Genomic DNA, 19946 nt, shown 5'->3' with positions numbered 1-19946 from the left:
AGCAGATTTTAAATGATTTTGACAGATGAAGCTGATTTTTATTTTTTCCCTCTCGCAGATTCCGCAGATTGAGCAGATTATTAAAGAATTAAAAAAAATCTCCTAAATCTGCGAGAGAAAAATTTTTAGCGTGAAATAACGAAATCTGTCAAATCAGCTTAAATCTAGATAAATCTGTGTGAAACAAAATTTTTACTTTCGTTCTAAAATCTCTTCCCCGTTTAAATAATCGGAAGGTCTTTGTCCTAAAATTTTGAAAAATGTATTACTAAAAGTTGGAACACTGTTGTAACCAACTTCTTCGGCTACCTCTTTTACTGAAAGTTTTCTTTCTAATAAAAGTTCAATCGCTTTTAAGATTCGGCGAATGGTATAATATTGAATAAAAGACATATTGAGATCTTTTTGAAACAAGCGATACAAAGAGCGTTCGCTGTAACCAAATTCATGTGCCACATCAGCAAACAGAATGGTTTCGCCTAGATTATTTTCAATATAACGAAGAATTTTCCCAAGGCGTTTGTCTTTTGGTTGTGGTAATTCTAAAGGTAAATTATTAGTACAAATTTGCGGAAGAATCGCTTTTATAGCCTTGGCAATTGTAAAGTTTGGAGTTCCTTTTTTAAGATCACCATTCCAGCGATTCGTAAAAAGCATCATTTGCAATAACAAATTATTGACAGGATAAATTCCTTCTACTTTATAAAAGTCATCCTCGTCTTTTTCAACCGGAAAATACAGATTTCGCATCGTAACACTTTCTGATTTCGGTTCGATGCTGTGCTCCACTCCACCCGGAATCCAGATAAAATGTCGCGCTGGTAAAAAGTAAGTTTTGGTTTCCGTCGTTACAAAAACAACATCGCCTTCAGCATAAAGCAATTGTGCTTTGACATGTCTGTGTGGCGGAATAAATAATTCTCCCATCAAATCGTGGTGGCAATAAATGCTTTTTTTATCGGCATCTACTTTCCGGATGTAGTATTTATCGAGTTTCTGACCGGAATGTTCCATTGGTGTTTAATATAGCACTTTTTGTGATATTAAAGATAAGAAGAAAATTGGATTGTAAATTTAACCGCAAAGTACGCTAAGGTCTACGCAAAGATCGCAAATTTTCTTTAAAGCAAGATTTATAAAAGTTCGCAAAGCTGTTTCCAAAAAGCTTTGCGAACTTTGCGTTTATAAACATGATCTTAAGAAAGAAACCTTGCGACCTTTGCGGTTAAAGCCCAAAAAAAAGCCTTTCCGTTAAGGAAAGGCTTTTAACAACTTAGGCGGTCTGGACGGGACTCGAACCCGCGACCCCATGCGTGACAGGCATGTATTCTAACCAACTGAACTACCAAACCCTGCGTTATTGCGAGTGCAAAAATACAACAGATTTTCGTTTCTGCAAGCGTTTTTTGAAATAAAATTTGAGAAATTTTTAATCGACTAAATTCCAATATTTTAAAAATTTGCTTTAAAAGCAAAAAAGAAGAAGTTTCTTTCTTTTTAACCACAAGGCATGCGAAGAACGCAAAGTTTTTTAATCTTTCGACCTTTGTCAAAGCTTGAAACTTTGACAAAGGTTTTTCATGTAGCATTATTTATCTCGTTTTTAAACATAGCCTATGGTTTCAACCACAGGAAACGTATTGCTATACATTGTGTCCCCGTGGTTGAAACCACGGGCTATGTTTTAATATAATGAATGGAAAATCTTTGTAGAGTTATTTGTGGAGATTGCTTCTCCTATTCGCTATCGCTCGAGTCTCCTTCGTCGAAATGATAAATCGTAAGTTAAAATCAGAATTAAGCAAAAAAAAAACGCAAAGCTTTCTCAATCGTAAGCTTTGCGAACTTTGCATTCTTTAAAAAATATCTTTGCGAACTTTGCGTAAATCTTAGCGCTCTTTGCGGTAAAATTTCATCGTATATAAACAAAACCAAAAGTGTCTTAAATCAAAAAAGCCATCCACAAAAGTGGAAAGCTTTTCATTGGTCTAACTACTAAACCAGCTACGAGTTACAAAGTCGTAGCAAAACAACACAACTAATCTTAGATACCGTATTTGGGCAAAAAAGCCTTTCTGTTAAGAAAGGCTTCTCCCAATATTGCGGTCTGGACGGGACTCGAACCCGCGACCCCATGCGTGACAGGCATGTATTCTAACCAACTGAACTACCAAACCTCTGCGTTATTGCGGTTGCAAAGATATAACAGAATTTCGTTTCTGCAAGCGTTTTTATAAAAAAAATGAAATTATTTTTTAAAACATTATCCAAAGTTTTGTTTTTCAACCAAATATGTAGTCAATATTTTTTCAAAATTATCGCCAACATTTACCGGAACGTACTTAATTTGGTTCTTTGCACAGGTTAAAGCCAGGTTTTTAAAATAAGCTTCTACCCTTTTTTCGTATTCCTGTTTTACATTATCCGCAAAAATAGAAACCTCTTCACCTGATTCTAAGTCGATAAACTTTCTTGGTGCGTTGTCAAAATCAAACTTCAGTTCGGTTTCATTATCCACTACGTGAAATAAAACTACTTTATGTTTGTTGTGTTTAAGATGCTGTAAAGCGTTGAAAAGCTTTTCATCGTCTTCCGTCTGAAACATATCGGTAAACAAAATAATCATCGAACGACGGTGCATTTTCTCTGCAATCTGATGCAAATACGTAATCGTATCAGTCGTTTTTTTGACTTTTGGCTGAACCAACAATTCTTCCAGTTTATTCAAAAGCATTCTGTGATGACGATCGCTTCCTTTTTCGGGTGCGTAATATTCATATTTATCTGAGAAAACGCTCAGACCAACGGCATCGCGCTGTTTCTTTAAAATATTCATTAAAACCGCCGAAGCCAAAACCGCAAAACCAATCTTCTTTTCATAAAAAGGCTGATTCGATTTCAATTCAGGATAATGCATTGACGACGAATTATCGACAATCAAATGACAGCGTAAATTGGTTTCTTCCTCAAAACGTTTCGTGTATAAACGATCGGTTTTGGCAAACAATTTCCAATCGATATGTTTGGTACTTTCGCCTGCGTTATAAACTTTATGTTCGGCAAATTCGGCCGAAAATCCATGAAATGGACTCTTGTGCATTCCCGATATAAAACCTTCCACAACCTGGTTCGCCAGCATTTCGAGATGCTGAAAACTGGAGACTTTCTCTATTTCCGATTCAATTTTCATTCGGTTTCCTTTTTAATATTTTGTGCTTTATAAAGCAAATCTGTCGCCTGAAACAATTTGCGTTTCAAGATTGGACTAAAATTAGGATTTTCTTTTAAGAATCGCTGTACTTCATCAAAAGCAAATTTCGACGAATATTTCCCAACCGTATTATCCAGCCAGTCTTTCGGAAAGAAAATATCTCCCGTTCGCTGAATTTCATCAACCAAATCTAATGAAAATCTGATATATTTTTGTGCACTTTCCTGACGAAGCGGATGATGAATATTCGCCAATCCAACAGAAACCCAGGATTCTTTTTCACGGTTTGCATCGTCTTTTAAAGATTCCATAAAAGCATTTCGAACTGATTCATCTTTTGATAATGAAGGTAATAAAAACTCAAAACGCTTTTGTTTATCCGGATTGGTGAACGATGTTCTGGTTTTCTCCAAAATCTCATCGGCTTTTGGATGTTTAAAAATCGCCAGATTCATTGCCATGTTAGTATAATCGTCCTCATTTAGTTTCAAATTCGGAATCGAGATTTCTCTGTTCCAAACCTTATATAAACTGGCTTTCGCCGAATTTGAATACGCTATCGAACTAAATAATCCGAATAATGTCTTTTTGATATTCGCAGATAAATTAGCCTGCAAACGTTCATTCAAAATACCTTCAAGCTGTTTCTGAACTTTGTTCTGTTGTTTTTCGTTAAAAAATCTCCAGTAAATTGTATTCAGACTATTTGAGGCAATTCTCAAAACCAATTCGTTTTGTTCTGTTTCAATTGCCTTTAAAAAACAATCAAAAGCCTGATTTGGAGAAACATTTCTAATTAATGTATTTTCATAAAGATTGCTGTAACTCGAAGCTCTTGCAACCTCATCTTTCAGCGTAGCAATATAATTTAAATTATTCCCGTCAAGCGGAAAAACTCCGTATCCAAAACCGTTATAATTGTACACAACGGCAAGCGGTTTTTCAAGTCCGACAGCCTCTTTTACGAGGGTATTTTTGTCATTAATATTGACCGATAAAATCTTTACCTCTTTCGCATAAACTAAACCAATCTGAAAAACCTGTGGCCAGATATTCTCTGATTTATCCTCGGCTTGTTGTTGAATTTCAAAACTCTTAATTCGGTTTTTAGAATCGTATTCGACTTTATCTGTAAAAATGGCTCTTCCGGATTTGTTTACCCAAACCTCGCTCCATTTTTTCATATCAAGCGGTGTTTCGGCATCGAGAAGTTCTACTAGATTATTCCAATCGGCGTTGTCGTTGGCGTATTTCTGAATGTATTTTTGAATTCCTTTCTGAAAAGCTTCCTTTCCCATCGAAGCTTCTAACTGACGCATCATAATGGGCGCTTTGTTGTAAATAATCGCACCATAAAGCGAACCTGCATTTTTTAAATTCGCTAAATGCTGTTTGATAGGATGTGTTCCCAAAGATCGGTCTTCTGCGTAAGCGCTTGGATAATGCGCCGTGAAAAACTGCAGATTATGATTGACTTTCGGAAAAATTGGGTTCATGATTTTATCGGCCATAAAGTTCGCAAAAACCTCTTTCATCCAAACGTCGTCAAACCATTTCATCGTAACCAAATCACCAAACCACATGTGTGAGGTTTCATGAGCAATCAATTTTGCACGATTTAATTTCTCGCTGTCGGTTGCGCTGTTATCCAAAAACAAAGTCGATTCTCTGTATTGAATTGCACCAACATGTTCCATTCCGCCATATTGGAAAACAGGAATTGAAGCGAAATCTAATTTCTGAAACGGAAATTTACGATCGGTATATTTTTCTAAAAAGTGTAACGATTGCTGATGTAAATTAAAAATAGTATCAGCACTTACGCGAAATTTCTCCGGGCTGTTTTCACGATATAACATCGTCATTTCTAAACCTGGTTTTTGGGTCGCACTTTTGAATTTTCCTGCTACGAAAGAAAATAAATAAGTACTCATTTTGTCTGATTCTCCAAAAGTATAAGCTGTAAAATCTCCTTTTTCGAGTTTCTCTACCACATCGGCTCCAGCCAAAACCGACCAGTCTTTTGGCACAGAAAGTCTTAATTTATAAGTTGCTTTTAAATCGGGCTGATCGAAACACGGAAACAATGTACTTGCGCGATCCGGAACTAACAAAGTATACAAGAAATCGTCATTTCTGTTTAAGGACAAATTCCCGGCGATAAATGAAATGGAAACCGTATTTTTTCCTGAAACCAATGCTGAAACCGGAATTATGATATGACCGTTTTCATGAACAATCGAAAGCTTTTTCCCGTTGGCTTCAACCGTTTTTATGTTAGTAGTTTTTTCTTTAAAATCAAAAAGTAAGGGCTGGCTCAAATCAGATAAATTCAAATTTACGAATAACTGAGAATTTATATTCTCCACTTTTTGATTCGGAATTTCGAAAAACAAAGTGTACTGAAGATCTGAAATCTGTTTTTTTCGAAAGTGCGCCAACTGCTCTGAAACACCATTTTCAAATAATTCATTTTCTTTTGACTGCGAAAAAGCATTGGAAATCAAGACGACAAAACAAACAAGGCTGTAGAAAATTTTCATTTTTAAGGAATATAAGATTTGCTAAAAGTAGCAAAAGCATTGATTTTTCGCAAACAATTACCGCAACAACGTTGCATTTAAAAATAAGATTTCTATATTTGCAACACTATTGCATTAATTCTGGTTTTAAATGAGTCGGAAATAATCTCAACGAATGAAAAAGAAACTTAAAATTATTAATCTCTTAATGCCTTTAATTGTATTGTTTGCAATACTTTTTCCGGCTGTCCATTCGTATGAGCATATTTTAGATACTCATTCGTCAAAAGAAAAATTAGAATTTTCTGTTTCCGAAAAACCGCAATTTAAGGCCAAACTGCATTCGTTTCATAAATGTTCGATTTGTGATTTTAAATTTAGTGCGGTTGGTACGTTTGAATTTAGTGTTTTTCAGTTTTTCAAGAATAATCCTGTTGTAAAACACCTTACTTTTTACAACAAACCGCATTTTGCATTTTTTAAGGGCGCTTTATTTTCCCTTCGAGCCCCGCCTTTTACATTTTAGTCTTTTTTGTGCTCAGTTTTGCTTTGGCAATTCGGCTATTTCATTGTTTTAATGATTTTAAAATCTTAAAACATTAAAAAGTTATTCCATTCATTTTAAGCAATTAAACAATTATTGATATTATTATTGATCTCTGCTTTTTCTGCACAAAAGAACTCCCCTTTTTATCGATTAACACATTCAAACTAAATCCTAATTCAGGTCTAGTTACGGCTTTGCTGTTTTAAGCAATTTGTTTGTTCTCGCAAAGTCGCGAAGACGCAAAGTTTAGAACCATTGTCTTTGCGCCTTCGCGACTTTTCGAGAGCTAAATCAAAGAAAACCTTAAAGAAAAACTCAACCTAATGTCTTTAGCCATAAAAGCTTAAAGGCATTAAAAAACTCTTTCGTAACCCAAATACTACTTATAAAATGATCAAAATCAAATCAGAAAAAATGAAAACAACAAAACTCATTCTGGCTTCGCTTTTTGCTTCCATTGCTTTTACAAGCTGTAGCAACGACGATTCCGAAAAAGAACAGGCAGTTCCTGCTATTGACAAAATCGAACTAGGTCTTGGCAACAGTGAAACAGCAACTATTGGACAAGATTTCCATTTTAATGCTGAAGTAACGGCTTCAGATAAAATCGAAAATGTTCAGGTTAAAATTGTGCAAAAAAGTACCGAAACGTATTCAAAACCCTGGTCACATGAAATTACCTGGACACAATATGCAGGAGCAAAAAATGCCACAGTTCACAAACATTTTGATATTCCTGAAGATGCTGTAGAGGGGAAATACGATTTCATCATTATCATAAACGATCAAAACGGAAGTAAGCTGGAAGTGAAGAAAAACCTAACAATTATAAAACAAAAAATATGAAAAAAATAAAGTTTCTCTTTGGCGTTTTGACTCTTGTCCTTATTTCATCCTGTTCCAGCGATAATGGAGAAATCGATACGGAATATCCCGTAATTGATATTACCGGAGCAAATGCTTTTCCGATTCAATGCAGTACAATTTCGCGCGGTCAAACGATCACATTTAAAGCCACTTTTAATGACAATGTTGCTTTGGGTTCTTACAGCCTTGACATTCATCACAATTTCGATCATCACACGCATAGTACAGAAGTGACAACTTGTGAGATGGAAGCGGTAAAAAAGCCTGTAAAACCAATGCTTTTCATCAACAATTACACAATTCCAAATGGTGTAAAAAGCTACGAAGCAACGGCACAAATTACCATTCCTGCAGATGTTGATCCCGGAGATTACCATTTTATGATTCGCCTGACGGACAAAGAAGGCTGGCAAACGCTGAAAGGTTTAAGTATTAAAATTTTATAAGATCAGATTAATGAAGAATGCCCTATCCATGTATTGGAAATATTGTTTTTTACTTATCAGTTTATTAATTAAGACGGAAGCTATTTCTCAAAATCAGCCTTCAGAAAAGAAACCGAAAATCAAGGAGCTTGAAGAAGTTTTAATCAGCAATAATTCTGCACAAAAAAGCAAAAAAGAGGAATCGCTGAATGTCGAAACGGTAAACAATAGTTTCATTCAGCGTAATCTTGGCGGAAGTCTGATGCAGTCTTTGCAGAAATTGCCGGGCGTTAAAACCATTTCGATTGGTTCCGGAGGTTCTAAACCGCTTATTCGTGGTTTGAGTTTCAATCAGGTTATTGTGGTGGAGAACGGTTTGAAACACGAAGGCCAGCAATGGGGCGCGGATCACGGACTGGAAATCGATCAATATGCGGTTAATCGGGTAGAAATTATAAAAGGCCCTTCTTCATTTATCTATGGATCTGATGCTGTGGGCGGTGCAATCAATATTAAACCGCTTCCTTTTCCGTCTCAAAACACTTTTGGCGGAAGCGTAGATCTTACCGGAAAAAGCAACAATGCGCAATTTGGAAGTTCTATTAATTTATTTGGAAGAAACAAAAAATGGTTCTTTGATTCTCGAATAACCACAATGGATTACGGCGATTATCGCGTTCCAACAGATGTGGTTCATGTGTATAGTTATGCTGTTCCGTTATACAAAAATCATCTGCGAAATACGGCTGGACGTGAATTTGATTTTCATTTAAGTTCAGGCTATTCCGGAGAGCATTTTAAATCGGTTTTCTATTTCAGTAACGTTCATACCAAAAGCGGATTTTTCGCGAATGCGCATGGACTCGAACCGCGAAATGTAGATCTGGAATTACACGATAAATCGAGCCGTGATATTTTGATGCCGTATCAGCAAGTCAATCATTTAAAGGTGAGTAATACTACTTCCTTTCAGTTGGGAAATCATGCTTTTGAAACCCAGATAGGTTTTCAAAATAATTTTAGAAGAGAATATAGCCATTATGTTAATCATGGTTATATGTCTCCAATTTATCCTGAAGATATGTACGCCCCGCAAGATTTGGAACGTCAATATGATAAGGATGTCTGGTCGTTTTCTGCTAAAGATGAATTCAGAATGAATAATCATCAAATTACGGTTGGTTCGAATGTGGTTTTCCAGCAAAATGAAATTGGGGGATGGAGTTTTTTAATTCCGTCTTTCACACAATTCAACGCGGGTTTATTTGCTTATGACAAAATGGAACTGAATGAAAAATGGTTTTTAAACGGCGCTGTTCGTTACGATTATGGAAAAATCAACATGAAATCCTATCACGATTGGTTTGAAAGTCCCGTTTCTGAAAACAATCAGACGGAAATGGAATATTTACAGCGTTCTCAAGATTTGACTAAAACATTTGACAGTTTTACATGGTCGGTTGGAGCAAATTACAATCCGGGAAAACTTTCGCTGAAAGCCAATTTGGGTTCGAGTTTTAGAATGCCTATTGCCAAAGAACTGGCTTCAAACGGCGTGAATTATCATTATTTCCGATTCGAAAAAGGAAATCCGAATTTGGATGCAGAACGTTCCTATCAACTGGATTTGGGAATGGAATGGAAAGACCAAAACTTCTCTTTTCAGTTTACTCCGTTTGCCAATTATTTTCCGAATTTTATTTATCTGAATCCAACCTCGGCTCATGACATTTATTATGGTGCAGGAAATCAGGTTTTTGAATACGAACAAAGTAAAGTCTTTCGCTACGGTGCAGAATTGCAGACAAGATATTATTTCCTGAAATCTCTGAGCGCAGAAATCGGTGCCGAATATCTTTATTCGGAACAAAAATCAGGAAGCAAAAAAGGTTATACGCTTCCATTTTCGCCACCGCCTTCGGTTTTGTTTGGATTGAATTACGAACCTCAAATTAGCTTTTTAAAAGAACCTTATTTTTCTTTTGATTATCGTTTTACAGCAGAACAAAATAATATCGTTCCGCCAGAAAAAAAGACCAAGGAAAGTCATGTTTTTAATCTGGCCTTTGGCTCAAAAGTAAAAACAGGAAAACAGGATATCAGCATCAATATTCAGATCCAGAATTTATTTAATACAAGATATTTAAATCACACCAGCTTTTACCGACTTATCGAACTTCCTGAAGCGGGAAGAAACATTATTGTTTCTATGAAGATTCCGTTTTTGGTTTCGCGATAAATCCGGCAATTCAAAACTCTATTATTTACAAATTTTTAATCCTTTATTACAATGAAAAACAATTTTTACAAAGCACTTTTTTTATTCACACTGTCGCTTTTTGCGGTTTCGTGCAGCAACGATGATGATAATCATGATGATCACGATCACGACCATGATTCGGCAGAACATACTTATGTTAGAATTTTACTTTCTGACGAAAAAACTACAGAGTTAACGCTTTTTGATCCCTCAGAAGATAAAATCAGTTCTTTTACGGCTAAATTTCCAAAATCCTCTTTGTACACTACAGAATCGGGACGTTTTGCGGGAATCATTCACAGAGATAATAATTTAATCGAAACTTTCGACAGCGGACTTGAAATGCACGGCGACCATATTGACGTAGATGATGTTCCGAAATTTGGTTTCTTAACTGGAAGTGCTCAAAAACCAACACACTTTAAAAGTAAAATTGGCGAAGTTCTGACATTCAACGACGGAGACGGAACGCTTTCTGTTGGAAAAGAATCTGAGATCAATAAATCTGGTGCGGTTTTCAAAACTGTAAATGCTGGTTTATTGGCACATCACGGTGCCATGGCGACTTTTACAAACGGAACTTATGCTATTACTGAAAAAGATAATTCGGTTACAGGAACACTTCCTGAAAAAGTAAAAATCATTGACAACACCGGAAAAACACTTTTTGATGCTAAAATTCAAACCAAAGGAATTCACGGAAATGCTTCAGACGGTGTTTATGCTGTTTTTGGTTCTTCAAGTGGCATTTTGGTTGTGGAAAGCAACGGAAACCAGAAGTTAATCAATCATCCAGAAGATTTTGGAGCGGCTTGGTTTGGAAGTATTTTAGAAACGGCTTCTGCTGGAAAGTTTATTGGATATACTGCAGCAAAAGGTGCTTATTTAATTGATGTTGTTGCCGGCACAGTAAAACCAATTATTGCCAACACTACCATTATGCAGTGCAAAGTAAGTTATGATCTTAAAAAACTGGCTGTACTTTTACATTCAGGAGATCTTAAAATTTTCAATATCAGCAGTCAGCAAGTAGAAAAAGAAATCAAAGCCACTACTGCAACGGCGACAGATGCAACATTAAAACCTCAAATGGCCGTTACAGACAAATTTGCCTATATCACTTCGCCAACAACCGGAGAATTATTGCAGGTAAATCTTTCTTCATCAGAAATTAAAAAGACAAAGGTTTCTGCAACGCCTTATATGATTACCGTTATCGGATATGAAAACAGCGAAAGCCATAGTCATTAATTAATTTTTGGAAAAAAGAGGTTGTCCCAAAAGGCAGCTTCTTTGCAATTAGTCAACAAGTAGTTTTTTAACCGCAAAGTGCGCTAAGACATTTCAATCTGAAGCGCAAGCAATATCTAAATATTAAGTTCGCAAAGCTTTATCCAGACAAAACTTTGCGAACTTTTAATCTAAAGATTTGCTCCACAAAACTTTGCGTGCTTTGCGTAAATCTTAGCGTGCTTTGCGGTTAGACAACAAGTAGTTTTTTTTAACGCAAAGCACGCTAAGACATTTTAATCTGAAGCGCAAGCAATATCTAAATATTAAGTTCGCGAAGCTTTATCCAGACAAAGCTTTGCGAACTTTTAATCTAAAGATTTACTCAACAAAACTTTGCGTGCTTTGCAATTAGTCAACAAGTAGTTTTTTAACCGCAAAGCGCGCTAAGGCATTTTAATCTGAAGCGCAAGCAATATCTAAATATTAAGTTCGCGAAGCTTTATCCAGACAAAACTTTGCGAACTTTTAATCTAGATTTACTACAAAACTTTACGTGCTTTGCGTAAATCTTAGCGTGCTTTGCGGTTAGACAACAAGTAGTTTTTTTAACGCAAAGCACGCTAAGACATTTTAATCTGAAGCGCAAGCAATATCTAAATATTAAGTTCGCGAAGCTTTATCCAGACAAAGCTTTGCGAACTTTTAATCTAAAGATTTACTCAACAAAACTTTGCGTACTTTGCGTAAATCTCAGCGTACTTTGCGTTATAATTAATTTGAAAAACTCTTAGCCAACGAAAAAGGCCTGACGATTGTCAAACCTTTTTCTTTACTAATTCAAAGCTATCCAAAAAAAGAATTATTCTGTTTGTTGAAAATCAAAGCTTAAATCTCCTGCGTTGTAATTTGCCGAAACGTTCGTTGGGAAAATTTGTGCAGTTCCGGAAATCCATCTGTATTCCTCAATCTTAATTTTTCCTGCTGTAACAGGATAAGTTGCATTGGTAAGATCTGCTTTATTCTTTTTGTACCAATCATTAGAATTCATGGTAATCAGGTATTTTTTATCTTTATCTAAAGCCAGTTCGCTTATTTCTTTTTTCACCTCAACATCTGCTGTTGCGACATTTAAAGTCTCAGAACGCAATACTGCTTTTGATGTATAATCCCAGATTGTTACTCGAACGCTGGGATTTGTCGCGGGAAGTTTGAGCGTAATTGCCTTTATTTTCCCTTTTACGGTTGGCGTAAATGCCAATCCGAATTCGTAATCTCCCGAGTTTACAAAATTGGTTACGGTACTAAAACCTGTTGCAGTATAATAAGCTGCTAACGGATTTTCGGTTTCAAATTTTGGTGTATTATCTTTATCATCACTGCTGCAGGAAATGGCCAGAGCAGCGGTTAATATAATTGTAAAAATAGTTTTAAAAGCTCTCATGATATTTAGTATTGATTTTTATTGGTTTCGTTTGAAATAATTAAGGCTGGATTTTCAAATAAGCACAAACTTCTTCGTAACTCATTTTAGAATAATCTACTTTAGCCATTTTGGAAGTCGCCGCCTGAACACCTCCCGGAATCAAGATATAACGCCAGTTTAAAGTTGTAGGAAGCCCTACTGTAGTTCCGTCTCCAACATGTTTAAATCGGAATAATTTAATTTTCTGAAGGCTTAAAATAGGTGTAACCGTATTTACAGCTCCTCCTGCAGTTGATGTGTACGGAAGCTGATAAGTTCCACTTCCAAAAGACATATAAACAAGTACAGTTCCTTTTGCTAAAATATCTGCTGATAGTTCCGGAGCATTAATAGTAGTTGATAATCCTGAAGTTCCGTCTATAGTTTCTGCAACTGCTGCAGGAGCCGTCATCCATGCACTGTAAATTACGTTTGCAGTTCCCGTTGCTCCTGGCGCACCATCTACTCCGTCTACTCCATCTTTTCCGTCATCACTACTGCATGAAATTGTAGAAATGGCTAATAAAAAAATAGTAATAATGGTTTTTGAAAATTTCATAACAATTTGGTTTTAAATATTTAATTAAATAACTCTTTTTTAATTCAATAGCTTTACTTTTGCAAAAATCAATCAGGGCATTTTTTTCCTTATGATTTAATTTCAAAACAAATTTGCATCAATAAGTTCAAGCTAAAAACAGCCAATAGACGAACAACATTTTAAATAGACAGACAACCTAAATTCAGTTTGAATGATGAAAAAATACTCTTGTATTATTGTTGACGATGACGAAATTGACAGACTTACGGTAGTTTCTTATGCCAAGAAATTTCCGGTTCTGGATATCTTAGGTATTTTTGAATCAGCTGAAGAGGCTGTTCCTTTTTTAGAAAAACAAAAAGTAGATATCCTGTTTTTAGATATTGATATGCCGGGATTAAACGGAATTGAATTTAGAAAACAAGCACTTGAAGTTCCGGTCTGCGTTTTTATAACCGCACATCCCGAACATGCTGTAGAAAGTTTTCAGATCGAAACGCTTGATTTTATTGTAAAACCCTTAAAACTGGATCGTTTTACACAAACCATAAATCGTATCGAAGAATTTATGGAAATCAAACTGAAAGCCTCTTTGTTTGAAGCCAGTATTGGTGGCGATACGATTTATATTAAAGAAGGCCATGAACAGACTAAGGTTAAACTTCATGAAATTTTATATCTGGAAGCTTTAAAAGATTACACTCTGGTAGTTACAGAACGAAAAAGGCATTGTGTGCTTTCGAGTATCGGAAATCTTTTAAAGGAAGATCATTTTCAGTCTTTTGTTCGTATTCACCGAAGTTATGCAGTGCAGAAACAATATGTTCAGAAAATCAATTCGACTGAAATTATTTTGAATAATGAAGCTGTGATTCCGATTGGAAGAAGCTATAAGGAAAACTTAAACCTAATTGCATGAAAAAATTATTGTTTCTGCTTTTAGTATTTTTAAATTTTAATGCTTTTGCGCAGCAGGAACCTAATTTAGCACGTTATAAAACTACAGACGAGAAACTAAAAATCTGGCTGAAGTACACCAATCAGTTTTTAGATGCTGAAGATTATCCTAACCTTATAAAGGCTGCTAATAAGGGAATTACCCTTTCGGGAAATCAATTGGCTTATAAGTCCAGATTTTACTTTATAAAAGGAAACGCTTACGAATTTAATAACAATCAAAACAAAGAAGCTGCGGCCAATTATGAACTGGCTCTAAAATATGCACAAAAAGCCAGACATTTAAAGAATGAAACTTCTTCTTTAATGCGTCTCAATTATGCGTATTATGCTCTTAATGAAACGTCCAAAAGAAAACATTTAATAGAGTACATTAAAAAAGTTGTAGATACCACCAAAAACATTCACACCAAATCTGTTCTCTATGGAAGTCTTGGCGAATATTACCTGGACAAAGCAGAATATGAAACTTTCATTAGTTACCAGCTGAAAGCCATCAATTATAAAAAACTTTTGGATAAAAATGTAGCCAATGCAGAAACCATTGGTGTTTCTTATTGCCAGATTGCTGCCGCCTACACTAAAATGAAATTATACAATAAAGCGATTGAATATTTAAATTATTCCCAGCCCTACATAAAAACGTCTCCTTATGTAAGTGCTTTTTCCTGTAACTATTACCTACAATGTTTTGTTCCTTTAAAAAATATTGACAGTATTCAAAAATACTACAACTTAATTTATACTTATCCTTCAAAAAAAGATTCTTTATTTCTTAATTTAAGTTTTGCAAACCGAAGTTTATCTGAATATTATGCAAACGAAGGCAATCCAAAAAATGCTTTCAATTATGCTAAAAAAGCAGTTATACTGGCACAAAAATCTACCGATGAAGAAATTCTAATGGAAGCTAATGCTGTAATGGGAAGGGTTTTGTATGAAAAAGGAGAATACAAAAAAGCGATCGAAACCCTAAAAAAAGCTTCTGTAAATGCTCTAACCTACGACAAAGAGTCTTTTGTTATAATTAATAAAAAACTATCGCAAAGCTATGCCGCTCTCGGGCAATGGAAAGAAGCTTATTATTATAATGAAATTTACAGCAAAAACAATGATGAAATGATGGAGCAATCCGCTAAACAAAGTATTGCCAATGCCGAAGCCCGTTATCAGAATAAAACTAAAATTCAGGAAATTAAAACCCTTTCTACTGAAAATACCATCAAAAATATTCAGATTGAAGATGCACGTTTACAACGTATTTTTCTCATTTCCGGAATTGCTTTGATTACCATAATTGGATTATTATTATTGAAACAAAATCGAAACAGAAAGAAAACCAATCTGAAACTTCAGGCTTTAAATCAGGAACTGGATGAAGCCAATAAAATTAAAGCCCGTTTCTTTAGTATTTTAAATCACGATTTAAGAAGTCCTATTTCGAATCTGATTCATTTTCTTCATCTTCAAAAGGAAAATCCAGAATTAATTGATGAGGAAACCGCAGTCAGAATGCAGCATAAAATTACAACAGGAGCCGAAAACTTATTATCCTCTATGGAAGATATTTTGCTTTGGAGTAAAGGACAAATGGAAAATTTTAAACCTCAGTTCAGAAAAACCCAAATGGCTGTGTTATTTGAAGAAACCGAAAAACATTTTTCGAGTATAGAAAATATCGAAATTGTATTTGAAAACCCTGAAAATATCATTTTAGAAACAGACGAGAACTATCTAAAAACCATTATAAGAAACCTTACCGGAAATGCCATTAAAGCTTTAGACAAAACTCCAAATGCCAAAATCATCTGGAAAGCCTGGCAGGAAAACCAGAAAAACTATCTTTCGATTACTGATAACGGTCCAGGCGGTACACAGGAAAAATTTAAAGCCTTATACGATCAATCTGAAGTTATCGGAATCAAATCCGGTTTGGGTCTTCATTTAATTCGGGATCTTGCAACAGCTATCAATTGCAAAATCGAAGTTTGCTCGAAACCCGATGCAGGAGCTACTTTTACTATTATTTTTAACAAATAAGTTTATTGTTTTTTAAACACATAGAAACATAGTTTTTCTTTGCGCGTAAAAGGCGTTTCACTTAATTTGAATACACATAGCTTTATACATAAAATCTAACAGAACTAATTCTATGTTTTTTTTAAACAAATGAAATGCCTTTACCAAGTCTCTAAAAGCTATGTTTCTATGTGTTTAAAAAAATATCCCAATAAAAAAGGCTTGACTTTCGTCAAACCTCTTTTATATAAATTGCAACCTTAAAAGATTACAATAAAGCGTCTAAGCTATCTGCGTAGGCTTGTTTCGGAGCTACTCCTACTTGTTTTCCTACTACTTCACCATTTTGAAACACCAAAACAGTTGGTATGTTACGCACACCATATTTTGCAGCAAATTCCTGGTTAGCATCTACATCTACTTTACCAACAACTACTTTACCAGCGTACTCTTCGCTTAATTGGTCAATGATTGGACCAACCATTCTACAAGGACCACACCATGCTGCCCAAAAATCTACCATTACTGGTTTATCTGATTTTAAAACTACTTCATCAAAAGTAGCATCTGTTATTGCTAATGCCATAATATATTTAGATTAAAATTAGGTTTGAATGATTAACTTTCAAACTACAGTACAAATTTAAAAATTTAAAACAAATCAAACACGATTACTAAATTAGTTTTCATTATAAATGTATTGTCATTAATTATCAACTATATGAAACTTTTTCAGATTTCAATTTACGACATATTCAACTGAAAACCAACCTAATAAAATGTTAATCTTTTTTGTAGTATCTTTAATACTCCAAAGATTTAATTTAAAATGCAGCAAACTTTACTTCAAATAAAAACCTTTCTTCAATCTGATCCGTTTAAAAAATATGCCAGACGTTTTGGATTTTTTATTCTGGGATTAATAACATTGCTCCTTCTTGCCTGTGGTGCATTGTCCATTTATTTCAATCAGAACAAAGCGGAAATTATTGCAAAAGTCAATCATAAAATCAATGAAAATATCAACGGGAAATTTCACATAACCGATTTCCATTATAAGTTTCTGACTGGTTTTCCGAATTTTACTTTAGCCTTAAATGAAGTAGAACTGAAAGACAATCAATGGCAAAGTCACAAACATACTTTATTAAAAGCCAAAGAAATAGAAGCGCGTTTAAACATTTTAAGTTTATTAAAGAATGAAATCAACATTCATAAAATCTTAATTAATGATGCCGAGATTTATATTTATAAAGCTGAAAACGGATATTCGAATGTAAACATCTTTAAGCCAAAAAAGAAGAAAACGGAAACCAATAAAGAAAAACCCGAAACGACTATTGACGAAGTAAACCTCAACAATGTTCATGTTACGATAGACAATCATCTCGGGCACAAATTATTTGATTTTGCTGTAGCCAATTTAGACTCGAAAGTGAATTATGACGGCGAAAACTGGCAGACCAATTTATATTTAAAAACCAAAATAAACAACCTTGCCTTTAATACTGTTCATGGAAGTTTTGCCAAAGAAAAAGTACTGGAAGGAAATTTCGATATTTCGTATTCTGAAGCCCGTCAAAAAATTGATATTAAAACCCAAAAGCTTAAAATTGGTTCTGATGCTTTTGATATTAAGGCCTTCTTTAATATCGGAAAACAAAACTCGCTTTTCGGAATCAATATCGAAACCCATATTTTATGGCGAAGCGCTTCTAATTTGCTTTCTGCGAATATCAGTTCCAAACTCAATCAGTTTGATTTGAAAAAACCAATTGAAGTCAACTGTGACATTAAAGGCGATTTGAATGTTGAAGGCGATCCGAAAATTGTGGTTCAGGCCGATATTCGAAATAACGAATTAACGATTCCCGACGGTTTATTTACCAATTGTAGTTTCAAAGGTATTTTTACGAATAATTTTAAGCCCGAAAAAGGTTTTAATGATCCGAACTCGGCAATTATTCTTAAAAATTTTAAAGCCGAATACACGACCATTCCCCTTACCATTGCACAAGCTGTTATTAGTAATCTCGAAAAACCAATCGCCACCGGAATCGTAAATGCTGATTTTGATATTTCAAAACTGAACGGAATGGCAAATGAAAAAATCCTTCATTTTGAAAGCGGACACGCCAAAGCCAATTTAAATTTTCAGTTTGATATTGTCGATTTATATATCAACAAACCCCGTTTTACAGGTGAAGTCGATATTGATAATGCCACATTTGATTATCTTCCGAAAAACATTCATGCCGAAAAAACAGCTGTCCAATTATCGTTTACAGAACAAGCGCTTTACATTAAAAAAATAGCCTATAAACATAAAAACAATATCATTCGCATTGACGGAAAAATCGATAATTTCCTGAATTTATATTACGATGCACCCGAAAAAATGGTCGTAAACTGGAATATTTACTGTCCGAATATCGATGTAAAACAATTTTTAGGAGTTCTGAAGAATTCTCCGGCACAGAAAACGATTCAGAAAAAAACAGTTAAAAAGAAGAATGTCAATTTTACGAATCAGCTGAAATCGGTAATCGAGAAATGCACCGCTGTAATCAACCTTAAAGCTGATAAAATCACTTACGGTTCGCTTACAGCAACGAATACAAAAGCAACTTTACAAATGCTGAATTCTAAATTATTGCTTAAAAACGGAACATTACAAACTTCCGGCGGAAGTATTGCTTTCAACGGAGCGATTCAGCCCAGTGGTAACCAGTATATTTTTAGCTCAACAGCGCAGGTAAACCGCGTAGATATTGCAAGTTTTTTACGGTCTTTCAACAATTTCGGAATTAAATCTTTCAGTCCAAAAAACATTAAAGGACGATTGAGCAGCAACGCTAATGTTACCGGTTTAACGAGCAGCAAAGGTGATTTAATTGTGAATTCAATGAGAGGAAAATTAGATTTCACCGTCAACCAGGGCGCCCTGCTTAACTTTGATCCGATTATGAAAATTGGCAAGTTTGCTTTTCCGCTTCGTGATGTCGAAAATATTACGTTCAGCGATTTATCGGGTTCGCTGAATCTGCGCGGAGAACAGATCGATATTAATAAACTCACCATAAGTTCCAGCGTCCTGAACTTCGACATAGACGGAATTTACTCTTTCGGCCGGGGCACGAATCTCGCACTTACGATTCCGCTTCGAAATTCTAAAAATGATGCTCAACTGGCAACTAAAGCAGAACGTAAAGCCGTTCGCGAACGTGGAATTGTCCTGCATTTGATTGCTTATGATAATGAGGGGAAGATTAAGGTTAAGTGGGGGAAGAGGGGAAAATCGTAGTTTAAAAATATCTTTTTTTCTAAATGAGGCCAATTGTAAGCGGGTCACTTTTACTTACTAAATTACATTTGCTTAATCGTAAAGAGTAAAACTCATCTATCAAAAAAATGAAATATTTAGCAGAGATAATTTTTGGAAAAGAGCAAGTAAGAAAGTTTCATAATAACGAACCTTTAAATGATTATGAGAAAATAATCAATTTGAAAAAATACAATTTTAAATCTCGTGAGGAAAGAAATGCATTTTATATAGGAATTGGAGAAGTAATGGGTTGGCTTGAATTTGAAATTATTAAGGAATCTGAAGAAAGAATTACTGAAGAAAAAGAAGACGAAGATAAATTTGATTATTGGTTGTTTATAGAAAAATACTACCCGAATTACTCTCACTGTGATAATGTTTTACTGAGTGACATATTAACTAGAAAACTTTTTGGAGAAGAGATTTGCGAACAAGACGAAGAATACATAAAAAATTGGAATATCAGGAACGAACTATTTGAGGTTGACAAAGAATTACTTTGCAAGGCTTTTGAAAATTACTTTAATATTGTTTTTCCTGAAGATCTTTCATAAATAAAGTTGAATCTAAAATTATA

Annotated in this window: 14 protein-coding genes and 2 tRNA genes; 8 read left to right on the top strand and 8 right to left on the bottom strand. The window is 34.8% G+C overall.

Translation table 11 applies throughout. The features are described 5' to 3' along the window. Positions 1–192: 192 nt before the first annotated feature. From HYN56_RS06925 to HYN56_RS06905, 5 genes are all read right to left on the bottom strand, one after another. Complete coding sequence (locus HYN56_RS06925) at positions 193–1014, bottom strand: helix-turn-helix transcriptional regulator (RefSeq protein ID WP_109191506.1); 822 nt, start codon at positions 1012–1014, stop codon at positions 193–195. A 264-nt stretch (positions 1015–1278) separates the two neighbouring features. Further along, positions 1279–1352 (bottom strand) — tRNA-Asp (locus tag HYN56_RS06920). A 751-nt stretch (positions 1353–2103) separates the two neighbouring features. Further along, positions 2104–2177, bottom strand: a tRNA-Asp gene (locus HYN56_RS06915). Between the two features lie 86 nt (positions 2178–2263). After that, positions 2264–3190, bottom strand: a complete 927-nt coding sequence (locus HYN56_RS06910; RefSeq protein ID WP_109191505.1) for a DUF58 domain-containing protein — start codon at positions 3188–3190, stop codon at positions 2264–2266. Continuing rightward, positions 3187–5754, bottom strand: a complete 2568-nt coding sequence (locus tag HYN56_RS06905; RefSeq protein WP_109191504.1) for a M1 family aminopeptidase — start codon at positions 5752–5754, stop codon at positions 3187–3189. Before HYN56_RS06905 ends, HYN56_RS06910 begins: the two co-directional genes overlap by 4 nt. Positions 5755–6694: 940 nt before the next feature. On the opposite strand from HYN56_RS06905, the gene HYN56_RS06895 reads away from it, so the two are divergent. The 4 genes from HYN56_RS06895 to HYN56_RS06880 are packed head-to-tail and all read left to right on the top strand — an operon-like array spanning position 6695 to position 11083. Then, positions 6695–7126 (top strand): DUF4625 domain-containing protein, encoded by a 432-nt coding sequence (locus HYN56_RS06895; RefSeq protein ID WP_167398283.1) that lies wholly within the window; start codon positions 6695–6697, stop codon positions 7124–7126. Next, positions 7123–7593 carry a DUF4625 domain-containing protein gene (locus tag HYN56_RS06890; protein ID WP_109191501.1) on the top strand — a complete coding sequence of 157 codons (471 nt, stop codon included), beginning with the start codon at positions 7123–7125 and terminating at the stop codon, positions 7591–7593. Before HYN56_RS06895 ends, HYN56_RS06890 begins: the two co-directional genes overlap by 4 nt. Before the next feature lie 10 nt (positions 7594–7603). After that, positions 7604–9811, top strand: a complete 2208-nt coding sequence (locus tag HYN56_RS06885) for a TonB-dependent receptor (RefSeq protein ID WP_240622664.1) — start codon at positions 7604–7606, stop codon at positions 9809–9811. A gap of 51 nt (positions 9812–9862) precedes the next feature. After that, complete coding sequence (locus HYN56_RS06880) at positions 9863–11083, top strand: hypothetical protein (protein WP_109191499.1); 1221 nt, start codon at positions 9863–9865, stop codon at positions 11081–11083. A gap of 841 nt (positions 11084–11924) precedes the next feature. Here the strand turns inward: HYN56_RS06880 and HYN56_RS06875 are convergent. Then, positions 11925–12506 carry a DUF4082 domain-containing protein gene (locus HYN56_RS06875; RefSeq protein WP_109191498.1) on the bottom strand — a complete coding sequence of 194 codons (582 nt, stop codon included), beginning with the start codon at positions 12504–12506 and terminating at the stop codon, positions 11925–11927. Between the two features lie 40 nt (positions 12507–12546). After that, on the bottom strand, positions 12547–13086 hold the full coding sequence (locus HYN56_RS06870) for a hypothetical protein (RefSeq protein WP_109191497.1): 540 nt from the start codon (positions 13084–13086) through the stop codon (positions 12547–12549). A gap of 193 nt (positions 13087–13279) precedes the next feature. Between HYN56_RS06870 and HYN56_RS06865 the strand changes: the two genes are divergently transcribed. Together HYN56_RS06865 and HYN56_RS06860 are read left to right on the top strand one after the other, a co-directional pair. Continuing rightward, the gene (locus HYN56_RS06865) at positions 13280–13987 is read left to right on the top strand and encodes a LytR/AlgR family response regulator transcription factor (RefSeq protein ID WP_109191496.1); all 708 of its coding nucleotides are present in this window, start codon (positions 13280–13282) and stop codon (positions 13985–13987) included. Further along, positions 13984–16065, top strand: coding sequence for a tetratricopeptide repeat-containing sensor histidine kinase (locus HYN56_RS06860; RefSeq protein ID WP_109191495.1), 2082 nt, complete (start codon positions 13984–13986; stop codon positions 16063–16065). The genes HYN56_RS06865 and HYN56_RS06860 overlap by 4 nt, the downstream gene beginning before the upstream one ends. A 247-nt stretch (positions 16066–16312) precedes the next feature. On the opposite strand, the gene trxA is transcribed toward HYN56_RS06860, so the two are convergent. Beyond that, a complete protein-coding gene (gene trxA / locus HYN56_RS06855) occupies positions 16313–16630 on the bottom strand; it encodes a thioredoxin (protein WP_008466289.1) in 318 nt (105 codons plus the stop codon). Between the two features lie 243 nt (positions 16631–16873). On the opposite strand from trxA, the gene HYN56_RS06850 reads away from it, so the two are divergent. Further along, complete coding sequence (locus HYN56_RS06850; protein ID WP_109191494.1) at positions 16874–19348, top strand: AsmA family protein; 2475 nt, start codon at positions 16874–16876, stop codon at positions 19346–19348. Positions 19349–19455: 107 nt separating this feature from the next. Next, positions 19456–19923, top strand: a complete 468-nt coding sequence (locus tag HYN56_RS06845) for a hypothetical protein (protein WP_109191493.1) — start codon at positions 19456–19458, stop codon at positions 19921–19923. The last annotated feature ends 23 nt before the right edge of the window (positions 19924–19946 follow it).

The organism is Flavobacterium crocinum, assembly GCF_003122385.1.
Taxonomy (GTDB): domain Bacteria; phylum Bacteroidota; class Bacteroidia; order Flavobacteriales; family Flavobacteriaceae; genus Flavobacterium; species Flavobacterium crocinum.
This window is presented reverse-complemented; position numbering and strand designations above follow the sequence as displayed.

Excerpts from the sequence above, each read along its gene's own strand:
- HYN56_RS06880 (WP_109191499.1), top strand. The coding sequence starts at position 9,863 with ATGAAAAACAATTTTTACAAAGCACTTTTTTTATTCACACTGTCGCTT.
- HYN56_RS06925 (WP_109191506.1), bottom strand. The coding sequence starts at position 1,014 with ATGGAACATTCCGGTCAGAAACTCGATAAATACTACATCCGGAAAGTA.
- HYN56_RS06875 (WP_109191498.1), bottom strand. The coding sequence starts at position 12,506 with ATGAGAGCTTTTAAAACTATTTTTACAATTATATTAACCGCTGCTCTG.
- HYN56_RS06890 (WP_109191501.1), top strand. The coding sequence starts at position 7,123 with ATGAAAAAAATAAAGTTTCTCTTTGGCGTTTTGACTCTTGTCCTTATT.
- HYN56_RS06845 (WP_109191493.1), top strand. The coding sequence starts at position 19,456 with ATGAAATATTTAGCAGAGATAATTTTTGGAAAAGAGCAAGTAAGAAAG.
- HYN56_RS06850 (WP_109191494.1), top strand. The coding sequence starts at position 16,874 with ATGCAGCAAACTTTACTTCAAATAAAAACCTTTCTTCAATCTGATCCG.
- HYN56_RS06885 (WP_240622664.1), top strand. The coding sequence starts at position 7,604 with ATGAAGAATGCCCTATCCATGTATTGGAAATATTGTTTTTTACTTATC.
- HYN56_RS06905 (WP_109191504.1), bottom strand. The coding sequence starts at position 5,754 with ATGAAAATTTTCTACAGCCTTGTTTGTTTTGTCGTCTTGATTTCCAAT.
- trxA (WP_008466289.1), bottom strand. The coding sequence starts at position 16,630 with ATGGCATTAGCAATAACAGATGCTACTTTTGATGAAGTAGTTTTAAAA.
- HYN56_RS06860 (WP_109191495.1), top strand. The coding sequence starts at position 13,984 with ATGAAAAAATTATTGTTTCTGCTTTTAGTATTTTTAAATTTTAATGCT.
- HYN56_RS06870 (WP_109191497.1), bottom strand. The coding sequence starts at position 13,086 with ATGAAATTTTCAAAAACCATTATTACTATTTTTTTATTAGCCATTTCT.
- HYN56_RS06895 (WP_167398283.1), top strand. The coding sequence starts at position 6,695 with ATGAAAACAACAAAACTCATTCTGGCTTCGCTTTTTGCTTCCATTGCT.
- HYN56_RS06910 (WP_109191505.1), bottom strand. The coding sequence starts at position 3,190 with ATGAAAATTGAATCGGAAATAGAGAAAGTCTCCAGTTTTCAGCATCTC.
- HYN56_RS06865 (WP_109191496.1), top strand. The coding sequence starts at position 13,280 with ATGATGAAAAAATACTCTTGTATTATTGTTGACGATGACGAAATTGAC.